Annotated in this window: 14 protein-coding genes and 1 pseudogene; 8 read left to right on the top strand and 7 right to left on the bottom strand. The window is 38.2% G+C overall.

Annotated features, from left to right (window positions below):
* Nucleotides 1–213 precede the first annotated feature (213 nt).
* Both ABXG98_RS04585 and ABXG98_RS04580 read right to left on the bottom strand, forming a co-directional pair.
* A complete protein-coding gene (locus tag ABXG98_RS04585) occupies nt 214–363 on the bottom strand; it encodes a response regulator (RefSeq protein ID WP_353537520.1) in 150 nt (49 codons plus the stop codon).
* A gap of 343 nt (nt 364–706) precedes the next feature.
* Nucleotides 707–1,730, bottom strand: a pseudogene (locus ABXG98_RS04580) (IS110 family RNA-guided transposase).
* 600 nt (nt 1,731–2,330) lie between these two features.
* Between ABXG98_RS04580 and ABXG98_RS04575 the strand changes: the two are divergent.
* The 8 genes from ABXG98_RS04575 (at nt 2,331) to ABXG98_RS04540 (ending at nt 7,153) form a co-directional block, all read left to right on the top strand.
* Nucleotides 2,331–2,912, top strand: coding sequence for a hypothetical protein (locus tag ABXG98_RS04575; RefSeq protein ID WP_353537519.1), 582 nt, complete (start codon nt 2,331–2,333; stop codon nt 2,910–2,912).
* 109 nt (nt 2,913–3,021) lie between these two features.
* Nucleotides 3,022–3,714 carry a hypothetical protein gene (locus tag ABXG98_RS04570; protein WP_353537518.1) on the top strand — a complete coding sequence of 231 codons (693 nt, stop codon included), beginning with the start codon at nt 3,022–3,024 and terminating at the stop codon, nt 3,712–3,714.
* Nucleotides 3,715–3,764: 50 nt separating this feature from the next.
* A complete protein-coding gene (locus tag ABXG98_RS04565; RefSeq protein ID WP_353537517.1) occupies nt 3,765–4,394 on the top strand; it encodes a VRR-NUC domain-containing protein in 630 nt (209 codons plus the stop codon).
* 219 nt (nt 4,395–4,613) lie between these two features.
* Nucleotides 4,614–4,814, top strand: a complete 201-nt coding sequence (locus ABXG98_RS04560; RefSeq protein ID WP_353537516.1) for a hypothetical protein — start codon at nt 4,614–4,616, stop codon at nt 4,812–4,814.
* 447 nt (nt 4,815–5,261) lie between these two features.
* Nucleotides 5,262–5,573 (top strand): type II toxin-antitoxin system HigB family toxin, encoded by a 312-nt coding sequence (locus ABXG98_RS04555; protein ID WP_353537515.1) that lies wholly within the window; start codon nt 5,262–5,264, stop codon nt 5,571–5,573.
* Entirely contained in the window at nt 5,570–5,986 is a 417-nt protein-coding gene (locus ABXG98_RS04550; protein WP_353537514.1) for a helix-turn-helix domain-containing protein, read from the top strand. Before ABXG98_RS04555 ends, ABXG98_RS04550 begins: the two co-directional genes overlap by 4 nt.
* Nucleotides 5,987–6,031: 45 nt before the next feature.
* A complete protein-coding gene (locus ABXG98_RS04545; RefSeq protein WP_353537513.1) occupies nt 6,032–6,181 on the top strand; it encodes a hypothetical protein in 150 nt (49 codons plus the stop codon).
* A 282-nt stretch (nt 6,182–6,463) separates the two neighbouring features.
* Nucleotides 6,464–7,153: an aspartate/glutamate racemase family protein gene (locus tag ABXG98_RS04540; RefSeq protein WP_353537512.1), complete on the top strand. Its 690-nt coding sequence runs from the start codon at nt 6,464–6,466 to the stop codon at nt 7,151–7,153.
* A 27-nt stretch (nt 7,154–7,180) separates the two neighbouring features.
* Here the strand turns inward: ABXG98_RS04540 and ABXG98_RS04535 are convergent, their stop codons facing one another.
* The 5 genes from ABXG98_RS04535 to atpA form a co-directional block, all read right to left on the bottom strand.
* On the bottom strand, nt 7,181–8,251 hold the full coding sequence (locus ABXG98_RS04535; protein ID WP_353537511.1) for a hypothetical protein: 1,071 nt from the start codon (nt 8,249–8,251) through the stop codon (nt 7,181–7,183).
* 537 nt (nt 8,252–8,788) lie between these two features.
* Nucleotides 8,789–9,211: a F0F1 ATP synthase subunit epsilon gene (locus tag ABXG98_RS04530; protein WP_353537510.1), complete on the bottom strand. Its 423-nt coding sequence runs from the start codon at nt 9,209–9,211 to the stop codon at nt 8,789–8,791.
* Between the two features lie 59 nt (nt 9,212–9,270).
* Nucleotides 9,271–10,656 carry a F0F1 ATP synthase subunit beta gene (gene atpD, locus ABXG98_RS04525; protein ID WP_353537509.1) on the bottom strand — a complete coding sequence of 462 codons (1,386 nt, stop codon included), beginning with the start codon at nt 10,654–10,656 and terminating at the stop codon, nt 9,271–9,273.
* Nucleotides 10,657–10,754: 98 nt separating this feature from the next.
* Nucleotides 10,755–11,618, bottom strand: coding sequence for a F0F1 ATP synthase subunit gamma (atpG, locus tag ABXG98_RS04520; protein ID WP_353537508.1), 864 nt, complete (start codon nt 11,616–11,618; stop codon nt 10,755–10,757).
* Nucleotides 11,619–11,656: 38 nt separating this feature from the next.
* On the bottom strand, nt 11,657–13,198 hold the full coding sequence (gene atpA, locus ABXG98_RS04515) for a F0F1 ATP synthase subunit alpha (protein ID WP_353537507.1): 1,542 nt from the start codon (nt 13,196–13,198) through the stop codon (nt 11,657–11,659).
* Nucleotides 13,199–13,202: the final 4 nt, after the last annotated feature.

Genomic DNA, 13,202 nt, shown 5'->3' with positions numbered 1-13,202 from the left:
AGAGTATACGCATTAATGCCTGGGTTCTAGCCACTAGTACGTGCGGATTTAAAGGTTTAATAATAAAGTCATCTGCACCTTATTTAAGTAGACTAACCTCACTAACATCATCAACACAGGCAGTGAAAACTAGAATAGGCTTATATTAAAATTCTTTCGCTTACTTACAAATATCTATGCCTGATAAACAAGGGAGCAGTAAATCTAATAAAATTAAGTCTGCCATATAGTTTTTATCGCTGCTATAACAGCGAGCCCATCATTGATAACGTTAGTATCGAAGCCTTCTCTTTCTATATACATAGCAGTTAATCCTGAGATTTCTGCATCACCTTCAATAATAAGGACTTTAATCTTTTCCATTTTATTTCCGGCAGATATCATTTTCGTAATGATTAGATTCATATTACCTTTGAAATTGTTTTGATAATATATTGATTTGGACTATTATCTATCTCGGTTTGGGGGCGTTATGTATGGTCCGCCTCGATATTGCAAGTAATAATATCGATAACGTAGTTGGTTTGCGCTAATGTATTCGGAGTCTTTGTTGGTTACCCAATATATTAGGCCCAGCTCCACGATGAGATCCGCGCTAGATTGTCCTCAAAAGCGAGTAAGCATACTTACTTATGTTGCTGTATCGCCCCACAGGTCTTCAATCCAGTGGTCTAACCGTTGTGTCATCTTTATCATCATTTGCAAATCAGGCTTGCACTCTAACTTCGAATGCTTGTTTGGTTGAAAGTACCGACCATGCGATACGTGCTAGTTTGTTCGCTAACGCGATTACCACAACGTTAAAATGTTTTCTCGATAGTAATTCTAATATCCAGTTACCAAAAACGGCTACGGCTTTTTCTGGCCTAACAAGAACAGCTCTTGCACCGTGAATGAATAACTCTCGTAAGCCTTTATTCCCTCGTTTGCTTATACCGAGTAATGTTGGTTTACCTCCAGTTGAAAACTGGCGAGGCACCAAACCAAGCCAGGCAGCTAAATGCCTTCCATTTTTAAAATCAGCAGCGTTACTTATATCAGATATGCAACGACTAGCTGTTAGAGTTCCCACTCCTGGGATCGTTTTGAGTAGTTGAGCTCGTTCGTCATGGTCAACTATTTCTTTGAGTTTTTTCTCTTGAGCCAAAATCAGTTGATTAAGTTTCAAGTAGTAGTCATGGTGGTCTCTTAACTCTAAAAGCAACATCGGTGGTATTGGCTCGCCATGCTCAGCTAGCCATTGGAATAATACTTTCATTTTAGCGTGAGACTTAGGGAAGCTCATGCCAAACTCTAATAACGTTGCTCCAATCCGTGACATGCATGCCGTTCTATCTTTTACATAACTTGAACGTATGCGTTGAATAACTGATATTACTTGAGATGATTCAGTTTTAACGCTTACAAAGCGCATAGTTGGTCGAGTCGCGGCTTCTGCTATGGCGTCAGCATCAATGAAATCGTTTTTGTTTGTTTTGACATAAGGCTTAACATACTGTGGTGGTATGAGTCGTACTTTTATGCCCAAACTCTTGGCACTTCCTTGCTAACCAATGACAGCCACCACAGGCCTCCATAGTAATAGTTGTTACCTGGATAGTAGAAAGAAATTGAATAAGTTTTGGACGACTAAACTTTTTACGACAAACTTCTCGACCAGACAAGTCGTGGCCAACAAGGTGAAATGTAAATTTACCTATATCAATTCCAAGAATGTTAATAGTAGACATGATGATTCTCCTCATTTAATAGTCTGCACCTAAGTGTAGTTTAGGTGAGGCGGACCATCTTATTAGCGCCATAGTGTATATAAACTAAATTAGGCTTTATTTAGTTTATTACCTCCCGCAGGTACTTCAAAAAGATAAATAACAGTATAAAGTATCAAACTTTATTGTCCTACATGTGCTTTTTATCAGTCCCGTAAATTTATAAGTTTTAATATTTATTGTAAATAAACTTTGTGTGCTTTAACTCCGTAGTTGGTTTTTAGAAGGTAAAAGTGTCAAACTTTAATGTTCTCCGACAATAATTTTGGTCGAGTAATAAAGTGTCATACTAACCTCTTTTTAGCGGATTCCTCGAAGTATTAACGGGACAATGTTTCAGCGCAAAATACGACTTCAAAGTGCGCATTGTTGACGTAACGATTTGAAAAGATTAATGTCTTCAAATGAGCAAGTAGCGGACTATGAGATTTGAGTCAACCTGATCTATTCAACATGGACAACAATCAACAACCTTAGCTTCTTCTCTAAATTATGGTTATGATGTTTCTATTGAACTAATGGAATTAATCATCATGTTGTTAATATGTTAACGAGGCGGCAATGGGAAGGAAATTATTAGATAAAGATGGACCAACTTTGGGGTTGAGGTGCAGTCAAGATCTTTACCATAAGCTTATTTTTGATGCGGAGAGGCTTTCAAAAGATTGGAACGGATATGATGCCTTCAATTTTTTAGTAACTGCATGGCATTTATTCAATGATTGGACCAAAAGTGATCCAAAAAAAGCGCTTAGCAGGAGTAAGAGAAATAAAAGAATATTATGTTCTGAAATGATTTTAGTTCTGGATGTTGTGAAAGATTTAGTCAATGGAAGCAAGCACTTTGAACTAGACAAAAAAAATGCCGACAACCGAAAAGTCGAGCAAACACATAATGGATTAGAGGCGGACTATTATTCTTTTTTCTTTCATGAAGATATCCTAGGAGTTTCTGTTGTTGGTGGCTGGTATTTTAGTATTCGTGTACTGCATAACATCATAATAAACTACTATCATTGGGTTTTTGATGACAATAAGCCTTGTAGAGAATTTCCACCTGAAATACTGGAAGCCATTGAATATTGTAATATTGCAAAAAGGCATTCGGGGTCTGCCCCAGAGATTTGGGCTGCTAACAGCTAAAGTGAGCAAAAAGCGGACATTCAATAAGTTTTGATAACTCACCATTGTCACATTACAAAGGCATCTAGATAATAAACGTCTAATCTACACCTATATTATTAGAAAATGTATGAACAATAAAAACTCACAGAGTGCATTTGCATTGATAAAGTTCTTTAGCCAGAAAGAACACTATTTAAGTTTCTTAAATGGGATTAGTTTGTTTCGGACACCTCACTATTACCGTACTTGTGAAGATCTAGGTAGAGGTGATAGAAATGAGTCGTGCGTTTTATTCTGGAGCCGAAAATATGGCGAAAATAAACCAAAGTTTTCGTTTTTAGGTAACACTGATATAAACTTTGATGAATGTGAGAGTGTACTAATTTATCCTGCTGCTGAGCAAAATGATACTTGGATGCAGTCTTGGGCAATTATAGGGAATCACAATGGCTTTGAAAATTCGTTAGAACAAATGAAACAAGTATTTGGCCTCTACTTTGTTTTACTACCAGCAAACAAAATTACACAATATGCAAAACTCGTTGAAAAGGATAGTGGGATGAAGGTTAGTTATGGCGCAGTGCGTTATTCTGATAATCCGACCGAACGCTCCTTGACAGTTAAAGATACCAAGTTTAGTTACCAAAAAGAGTTTAGGTTTTTTACTGGTGAGTGCTCAAAAGGGAAACTTAAAGATCAATTTCTAATGTTACCAGAGCTAAAAAGTCTACTTATAGATGCTCAGAGTTTAAAGTTAACTCTGCCTAATGGGAATATTAAATATTGTTCTGTTGGCTACGAAGGCGTTGTAATTGTTTAAAGCTTTGAGCTTTTGATTAAAACTTTCCAAATATTGGAGTGTCAACTTAAATGAAACGAACGTCTTTAGATAAACAATGTAAAGAACTTTCCCTACCGCTGGAGGAAATTCATTTAAGCTACGAAGGGAAACCTGAACCAGCGTTGCTCAAACATTTCGAGAATTTAGGTTACGTTGGCTCATTTAATGAGGGTTATACTTTTCTTACTGTTTTAAAAGCACTAATGCTAGATAAACTTGCTGAACTAAATATGTTTAATGATAGGAAAGATGCTTGTACGAGGTATCTTGAAGCGCAACTTACCATTCATAAAGATAAAGTGAGTGACATTGTTGCTACAATTCGAAATACACCCAAGAAAAAATATTTAAGTAACTTAAGGGAAATATTTTGCCAACCTTTCATACAAAGAGAATATGCTAGCCTTTCGTTTGAATGCTGCGAAGCTTTATTTAACGCAATTGAAACCGAAACATTTATTGCTGTTGCAAAGAAGTTTTCTGAAAATCCTTACTCATATAGAAGTGGCTGGCCTGATTTAATATTAGTAAAAGGTACCGAAGTTAAGTTTGTTGAAGTAAAAACGACAGACAAGTTACACAAGAGCCAATTGATTACGATTCCGACTTTTCGAGAAATTCTACCATATGATTTTATTGTTTATAGAGTAAGGAAATGACCGAAGGTCAAAGAATGATCAAATGTCCGCTTTTGGTACTAAAGTGACCAAAAATCGCCCCATGATTTACCTTTGCTAATGACTGCAATGTGGCAAAAGCCGCCCCCTCATCAACCTACCCACCGCAATTCCCCTAAGTCCTTATTTTACTAGTATCTTGAACATTGGTTTTATAGCAATTTGGCTACTAAACTGTAATTAAAATCAGGATATGGTGAAATGGTAGCTTTCTCAGGGTTGCTTTACTTTAATCTCATAGAATTATCATTAATTAGTGTTAGTGATCTAACCACCAAAAAAGGCAAAGTAAATAAAAGCTTTGTTATGCCTGAGTACATTAGCCGCAAAGAGAAAAGTAGACTTGTTAATATTGGCTCTAAGGGTTTTATGATTGAAGTAATCAACCATGTTATTGAATAGCTATCAGACTCAGTGGTATTAAGAACACTGGTATGTATTGTAATTTAGATCCTGAAACTGAATTTTTCTCAATGCTAAAGGCGAACCATTTAATATTAAAAAGAACACATCAAATAACTATCAACCCCATGCACTAAGGAGGCATATAAAATACTTAAACATAGGTGAAGGTATTGATATCCGTTCATTAAATGAGTCGTACATTTATAATGTGTTGAACGCTAGTCGAGAAGCTAATGTTGGTGATGTCGATATATTGAAATCTCTGCAAAAGCTTACAGGTCTTACAACTAATAGCTTGAGGTCAAAAGTAATACGCAGAGACACAACCGTCCTTGCTACAGTTAAAGCAATGTACGAGAATTTATGAAACTTTGTTGTTTACATATTGTAAACCTAATTTAAGTGCGCTATGGTTTACATAATGTAAACTACATAAGAAGTTTAATGCACGTTATTTCAAAAAAACCGTTTGAAGATGCCGCGAATAAATACCCAAAGTATGCAAAGGCAATCATGCAAGCTTATGACCTATTAAGAAGGGTTGAATGCAAAACACCAGAGGAATTGAAAGCGTATTTTAGTAGCTTAGATAATTTCAAATATAAAGATAAATGGCACGTGATCGATATTTCAGGTAATAACATTCGCTTAATGGCATTCATTGAGTTTAGAGCTGGTAAGATGTTTGTTAAACATGTAGTTAACCACCCTGATTACGATAAATTATGCGAACGATATGCAAAAGGTGATTTATGAATTTACAACGAATTGAAGAAGGATTAAGCCATATAGCAGCGGAAGCGAGTTTCATTTTAAGGATTAACAACGAAGATGAACATGCTCAAGCATTAGAGCTTATGGAGCAGCTTATTGAAGATTATGATCTGCATGAGCCATTGATTGATATGTTATGTATTAGTATTGAAAAGTATGAAGATACAGCCGAAGAATTCAAAGACTTTAATGATAAATTAAAGCAATTGAATTCAGGCGTTGCGGCCTTATCTGTTCTAATGGATCAGCACAAACTTAACACGACTGATTTTGAAAATGAAATTGGTAAAAAAAGCCTTGTTTCTCTGATACTAAATGAAAAACGTCCGTTGAATCTTAATCATATTCGTAAGTTATCAGAACGTTTTAACGTTCCACCACAAACTTTTATTTAAGGGGAAAAGAAATGGAGTTGTACTCTCTGAAAAAGGATAAATTTATTGAGAAAACCATCATCTATAAATAAAGCTAAAGCTTGGATAGACGTATGTAAAGAAGAGTTCGGAAAAGGCACTAAAGCTGGAATGCAGCAAGTAGGAAAAGAGCTTTTTAAAAAAGGTGTTACTAAAGTGTTTTTGAGTGATGATTAATCACTCAAGACTAATAGAGGGAAAATACCAGTATGATCCTTTATTACTTTAAATGAGCGCTATTATTGCGTTTATTTTGTTTTAGTATGACACCTTATTCGGCCTCACCTTTATGAAATATACCGACAACCAGCTCTTTATTAATTGAAGCGATTTATTTATCACAATAGTCGCTTTTTTTTGTGGTAACACTATTACCTGTTAACCCTGTTAAATGATGATTGTTAATACAAATAGATCAGGTTAGAGTGCTCCCACGGTAACTATAATTGGATGGATATTATGAAAACAATTGGTCTTTTAGGTGGTATGAGTTGGGAAAGTACTGTTGGCTATTATCGAGCGATTAATGAAGGTATTAAAGACTCGTTAGGGGGCTTGCATTCAGCCAAAATTGCCATGTATAGCGTAGATTTTGATACAATAGAGCAATTACAACATAGTGGTGACTGGGAAGAGACGGCCAAAATACTCTGCACAGCTGCAATGAATGTGCAACTCGCAGGTGCTGATTTTTTACTTATCTGCACAAATACCATGCATAAAGTCGCTCCCCAAATAGAAAATACCCTTAATATTCCGTTGCTGCATATTGCTGACGCCACAGCAGAAGTGCTTGTGACCAAGGGAATTAAAAAGGTTGGGTTATTAGGTACCGCTTTTACCATGGAGCAAGACTTCTACAAAGGTCGACTCAAGGACAAATATGGCCTAACAGTTCTAGTGCCTGATCAAACAGATCGTGAAATTGTACATAGTGTGATTTATCAGGAGCTGTGTTTAGGGCAATCAATTCCGTCTTCAAAAATTGAATTCTTAAGGATTATTGAGTCATTAGCTAATCAAGGCGCTGAAGCTGTTATTCTTGGCTGTACTGAAATAGGTATGTTAGTAGAACAAGCCGATACAAATATAACGCTTTTAGATACAACTTATATTCATGCCCAAAAAGCTGTCGAGTGGGCTATCTAACACATAACAATTAACCATAAACTAAAGCTAAGTTACTCGTTCAATAATAGCGACACCTTGTCTGTAACCTAAACCTCCATTACCGTGAACTAGACCAACGCTTTCTTTTTCATTTGTTAAGCGTTGGTGCATCACTATCAAGGCGTTTAATGCTGGGTTATTCCATGCAGCTCTTGCTAAGTTCATTCCACCGGTAAGGGTGATAGTATGTTTAGCGAGAAAACTAGACATTTCATCTAAAGTATCAACAAGCCCACTAACTAATAAAAATGCCATAGGCACTACCGGGTAGCAAGTATACGCTTCGAGTAGTGCTTCACCATTTTTGAACAAGTGCGCAAAGTCAATTTTCGCTTGATTACAAGCCTGATGATACGCTTGATGTAAATGTTGGTATCGAGCAATTTCATCAATATAGTGTGCTCCGTCGCCTTCGATACGACCAAGCCCAACTGCTGATACCTTTACCCACTGGCTTTTATCAACGTCTAGTTGCTCGGCAATATCGGCACTGGTTAATATTAATTTTCCGCTAAAGTCGACCATAGGGTTGGCGCAATCAACCCCTCTAAATAACTCGGTTATTGAATTATACCAGCGTGATTCTGGTAATAACTCTGGATGAAATTGTTCAGCCATCGTTTTTTTATAGCTTGTTATATAGTTTTCAAATAAGGCGTTAGCGATGCTTTTAAATTGTTGAGCTGATATGCCATTGTTTTCACTAAAAGTACGCGCTAAATCAGTGTAGGCTTGCGTTAATGGGTATTCTTGACCATACACTGCCATTTTTTCTAACCGTTGTGCGCGATTGTAGGCTGTTTTTATATGATCTTCGCCTGCTATGATCACCGCAGGGCTGCCATTTTCGATTAATTGTTTGGCTTTAGCTAATGCTTCTATTGGTGCGCAACCACTTCTGAAATGGTACTTTGCTTCCGGGCTATGCCAATCTACCTGTAATGGATCTATTATCAACTGCTGAGGCTTTATCCCCTTAGCTAGAAGCTTTGATTCGAGTAATAAAACCTGTTTTAGGCTCCCTACCCCATCTTCTGTTTTGGCTGCGCCAATAATGTATGCTGATCGATCTTTCATTAGCGGTTCATTCCAATTTATTTAATAAACGACAGTTTAAACTATAATGAGTGAAAAATAATCCCTCATTGCCACAGAAATGCCAACCTAAATGGAGTGAGTTAACTAAACTTTTTCAGACTGAAGTCCAACCTACATCTACTGATGATAATCTTACTTTGTCAGGCTGAAGTCTAACCTACATCTACTGATGATAATCTTGCTTTGTCAGACTGAAGTCTAACCTACATCTACTGATGATAATCTTGCTTTGTCAGACTGAAGTCTAACCTACATTGACTGATGATAATCTTGCTTTGTCAGACTGAAGTCTAACCTACATTTACTGATGATAATCTTACTTTGTCGGACTGAAGTCTAACCTACATTGGGTGATGATAACTTTGCTGTGTCGGACGAAGTCCAATCTACATTGACTGAGGTTCAATTTATAAGGACGGGTGTAAACTTTTGAGAGGATAAAAAAACGCCCTGTTACATACTATAACAGGGCGTTGATAATTAAGTTCACTAAACCTAGTGGATACTTTGAAAGTATTAACCTTTCTTTTTAGTCGCTTGAATAACGCGTAGTTGCGCTACCGCACGAGCTAATTCAGCAGCAACAGCAGCATAGTCAACATCAGTGCCATGGGCATTCATGTTTTCTTCAGCGCGCTGTTTTGCTTCTAAAGCGGCTTGTTCATCTAAATCATGACCGCGTGTTGCTACATCAGCAAGCACAGTTACATGATTAGGTTGAACTTCTAGCATACCACCTGAAAGATAAATAACTTCTTCGCTACCATCTTTTCTAGTAATCAGTGCCATACCAGGTTTTAGTGAGGTCAGTAAAGGTGCGTGACCAGGCATAATACCTAACTCACCTTCACTACCTGTGATCTGTAATGATTTAATGCTACCAGAAAATAAGCTCTCTTCTGCACTAACCACATCCAGATTTACAGTTAATAATGCCATTTGACTCGACCTCTATAATTGTAAGCACTTTATTTGATAACAAGGTGCTTACCAGATGATTACATCTTGTTAGCTTTCTCTACGGCTTCTTCAATAGAACCAACCATGTAGAATGCTTGTTCAGGCATATCATCATGTTCGCCAGCTAAAATACCTTTAAAGCCTGCGATGGTGTCTTTTAATGAAACATATTTACCTGGAGAACCAGTAAATACTTCAGCAACGAAGAACGGTTGAGATAAGAAACGTTGAATCTTACGTGCGCGAGATACTGTTTGCTTATCTTCTTCAGAAAGCTCATCCATACCTAAGATAGCAATGATATCTTTAAGTTCTTTATAACGTTGTAATACTGTTTGAACACCACGAGCAACTTCATAATGTTCAGTACCAACCACTAATGGGTCAAGCTGACGTGAAGTTGAATCTAGTGGGTCAATCGCTGGGTAAATACCTAGCTCAGCAATAGAACGTGAAAGTACAACAGTTGCATCTAAGTGAGCAAAGGTTGTTGCTGGACTTGGATCGGTCAAATCATCCGCAGGTACGTATACCGCTTGGATTGAAGTGATTGAACCTTTATTAGTTGAAGTAATACGCTCTTGTAATACACCCATTTCTTCAGCAAGTGTTGGTTGATAACCAACCGCTGATGGCATACGACCAAGTAGTGCAGATACTTCAGTACCCGCAAGTGTGTAACGGTAGATGTTATCTACGAAAAATAGTACGTCACGACCTTCGTCACGGAATTTTTCAGCCATAGTCAAACCTGTCATCGCAACACGAAGACGGTTTCCTGGAGGCTCGTTCATCTGACCGTATACTAACGATACTTTATCAAGTACGTTAGAATCGTTCATTTCATGATAGAAATCGTTACCTTCACGTGTACGCTCACCAACACCAGCAAATACTGAGTAACCACTGTGCTCGATAGCGATGTTACGGATAAGTTCCATCATGTTTACAGTTTTACCAACACCAGCACCACCGAATAGACCAACTTTACCACCCTTAGCGAATGGACAAACTAAATCGATTACTTTGATACCTGTTTCTAACAACTCGTTAGACATGGCTTGTTCTGCGTAAGCTGGCGCTTCGCGGTGAATAGACCAACGGTCTTTTTCGCCAATTGGGCCTGCTTCATCAATAGGGTCACCCAAAACGTTCATGATGCGACCTAAAGTCTCAACACCAACTGGAACTTGGATTGCATTCCCTGTATTTACTACATTCAGTCCACGACGCAAACCGTCTGAGGTACCCATTGCGATAGTACGCACAACGCCGCCACCAAGCTGCTGTTGTACTTCTAGTACTAAACCGTCAAGGTCACCTTCGGTTATGTTTAGTGCGTCATATACCTGAGGTACGGCATCTTGTGGAAATTCAACATCCACAACTGCGCCAATGATTTGGACGACTTTACCTGTACTCATGTTTATTCCTCTTAATTTAAGTTTACTGACTATCCAGTAAACTCTAAGTTAAATTACGAAATTTCTTATTTTTACTAATTAGTAAAAGTAATTACTCTTTAACCTACCGCAGCAGCACCGGCAACAATTTCACCCAACTCTTGAGTGATTGCTGCTTGACGCGCTTTGTTAAATACCAATTGTAAATCATCAATTAATTCGCCAGCATTATCTGTTGCGGCTTTCATTGCGATCATACGTGCAGCTTGCTCACAAGCTAGGTTTTCAACAACACCTTGGTATACCTGCGATTCAACATAACGAACTAATAATTGATCTAACAATACGTTAGCATCAGGTTCGTAGATGTAATCCCAACGATGTTTAATTTCTTCATCGTCAGATTTAGGTAAAGGTAACATTTGATCAACTGTTGGTTGTTGTGTCATGGTATTTACAAACTTGTTGTAAACCACAAACAACTTATCAATTTCACCGTCATCATAAGCTTTAAGCATAACCTGTACGCTACCAACTAAGTCAGTAACAGAAGGGTTATCACCTAAACCAGATATTTGTGCAGTTACTTTAGCGCCCATGTTATTGAAAAATGAGGTAGCTTTTGAGCCAACTACCGCAAATTCAACTTCAGCATCTTCTGACTGCCATTTAGCAGCATCAGCAAGCACTTTCTTAAATAAGTTAATATTTAAGCCACCACACAAACCACGGTCTGTTGATACAACAATATAGCCAACACGCTTAACTTGGCGTTCTTCCATATAAGGATGACGATATTCCAAGTTACCAAGCGCGATATGACCGATCACATTTCGTATATTTGTCGCATATGGACGAGAGGCTGCCATACTATCTTGCGCTCTGCGCATTTTAGAGGCGGCAACCATTTCCATAGCGTTTGTGATCTTTTGAGTGTTTTGAACACTCGCAATCTTGGTTTTTATTTCTTTACCAACGGCCATGACTCTTTCTCCGAAAAGGTTACTTAATTAAAAACGTCTTACCAAGTTTGTGTCGACTTGAATGATTCAAGTGCTGACGTTAAACTTGCTTCGATGTCTTTATCGTAGTTACCAGATTCGTCAATAGTAGCCATCAACTCAGCTTGGTTACTGTTCATATAGGTTTGCAACGCATCTTCAAAATCATTGATTTTGTTAATTTCTACGTCGTTAAGGAAACCTTTTTCAGCTGCAAATAAAGAGACAGCTGTTTCAGCAACAGATAACGGGCTGTATTGTTTTTGCTTCATTAATTCAGTTACACGTTGTCCATGCTCTAATTGAGCACGAGTCGCGTCATCTAAATCTGAGGCAAACTGGGCGAAAGCCGCTAATTCACGATATTGAGCTAAAGCTAGACGAATACCACCACCTAATTTCTTGATGATTTTCGTTTGCGCTGCACCACCAACACGAGATACTGATAAACCAGCATTTACTGCAGGACGAATACCTGAGTTGAATAAATCAGACTCTAGGAATATTTGACCATCAGTAATTGAAATTACGTTCGTTGGTACGAATGCAGATACATCACCTGCTTGCGTTTCAATGATCGGTAGTGCTGTTAATGAACCAGTTTTACCTTTCACTTCACCGTTGGTGAATTTTTCAACGTATGCTTCGTTAACACGAGCAGCACGTTCTAATAAACGACTGTGAAGATAGAAAACATCACCAGGATAAGCTTCACGACCTGGCGGACGACGAAGTAGTAATGAAATTTGACGGTAAGCAACAGCTTGCTTAGACAAATCATCATATACGATCAACGCATCTTCACCGCGGTCACGGAAGTATTCACCCATTGAACAACCAGAATATGGTGCTAGGTATTGTAGTGCTGCTGCTTCAGAAGCAGACGCTACTACTACAATAGTATTTGATAACGCGCCGTGCTCTTCTAAGCTACGTACTACGTTAGCAACTGTTGACGCTTTTTGGCCAATAGCTACATAAATACTTTTGATACCTGTGTTCTTTTGGTTAATGATGGCGTCAAGTGCAATCGCTGATTTACCGATTTGACGGTCACCAATGATTAATTCACGTTGGCCACGACCAATTGGAATCATAGAGTCAATTGACTTAATACCTGTTTGTACAGGTTGGTCAACAGATTTACGTTCGATAACACCCGGTGCAACAACTTCTACAGGAGAGAAGCCATCATTATCAATTGGGCCTTTGCCATCAATTGGTTCACCTAAGGTGTTAACTACGCGACCTAATAAGCCACGACCTACAGGTACTTCCAAAATACGGCCAGTACCTTTAACTTTTTGTCCTTCGGCTAAATCAGCGTAAGGACCCATAACTACCGCACCGACCGAATCACGGTCAAGGTTTAACGCGATAGCATAACGACTACCAGGAAGTTCGATCATTTCACCTTGCATTACATCGGCAAGGCCATTAATTCGAATGATACCATCTGTTACAGAAACGATAGTACCTTCGTTACGAGCTTCGCTGACAACGTCAAACTGTTCAATACGACTCTTGATCAGTTCAGCGATTTCAGTGGAATTCAGTTGCATGCTC

It is taken from the genome of Colwellia sp. KU-HH00111 (genome assembly GCF_040362745.1).
GTDB lineage: Bacteria > Pseudomonadota > Gammaproteobacteria > Enterobacterales > Alteromonadaceae > Colwellia.
This window is presented reverse-complemented; position numbering and strand designations above follow the sequence as displayed.

Excerpts from the sequence above, each read along its gene's own strand:
- ABXG98_RS04585 (WP_353537520.1), bottom strand. The coding sequence starts at position 363 with ATGGAAAAGATTAAAGTCCTTATTATTGAAGGTGATGCAGAAATCTCA.
- ABXG98_RS04575 (WP_353537519.1), top strand. The coding sequence starts at position 2,331 with ATGGGAAGGAAATTATTAGATAAAGATGGACCAACTTTGGGGTTGAGG.
- ABXG98_RS04570 (WP_353537518.1), top strand. The coding sequence starts at position 3,022 with ATGAACAATAAAAACTCACAGAGTGCATTTGCATTGATAAAGTTCTTT.
- ABXG98_RS04565 (WP_353537517.1), top strand. The coding sequence starts at position 3,765 with ATGAAACGAACGTCTTTAGATAAACAATGTAAAGAACTTTCCCTACCG.
- ABXG98_RS04560 (WP_353537516.1), top strand. The coding sequence starts at position 4,614 with ATGGTAGCTTTCTCAGGGTTGCTTTACTTTAATCTCATAGAATTATCA.
- ABXG98_RS04555 (WP_353537515.1), top strand. The coding sequence starts at position 5,262 with ATGCACGTTATTTCAAAAAAACCGTTTGAAGATGCCGCGAATAAATAC.
- ABXG98_RS04550 (WP_353537514.1), top strand. The coding sequence starts at position 5,570 with ATGAATTTACAACGAATTGAAGAAGGATTAAGCCATATAGCAGCGGAA.
- ABXG98_RS04540 (WP_353537512.1), top strand. The coding sequence starts at position 6,464 with ATGAAAACAATTGGTCTTTTAGGTGGTATGAGTTGGGAAAGTACTGTT.
- ABXG98_RS04535 (WP_353537511.1), bottom strand. The coding sequence starts at position 8,251 with ATGAAAGATCGATCAGCATACATTATTGGCGCAGCCAAAACAGAAGAT.
- ABXG98_RS04530 (WP_353537510.1), bottom strand. The coding sequence starts at position 9,211 with ATGGCATTATTAACTGTAAATCTGGATGTGGTTAGTGCAGAAGAGAGC.
- atpD (WP_353537509.1), bottom strand. The coding sequence starts at position 10,656 with ATGAGTACAGGTAAAGTCGTCCAAATCATTGGCGCAGTTGTGGATGTT.
- atpG (WP_353537508.1), bottom strand. The coding sequence starts at position 11,618 with ATGGCCGTTGGTAAAGAAATAAAAACCAAGATTGCGAGTGTTCAAAAC.
- atpA (WP_353537507.1), bottom strand. The coding sequence starts at position 13,198 with ATGCAACTGAATTCCACTGAAATCGCTGAACTGATCAAGAGTCGTATT.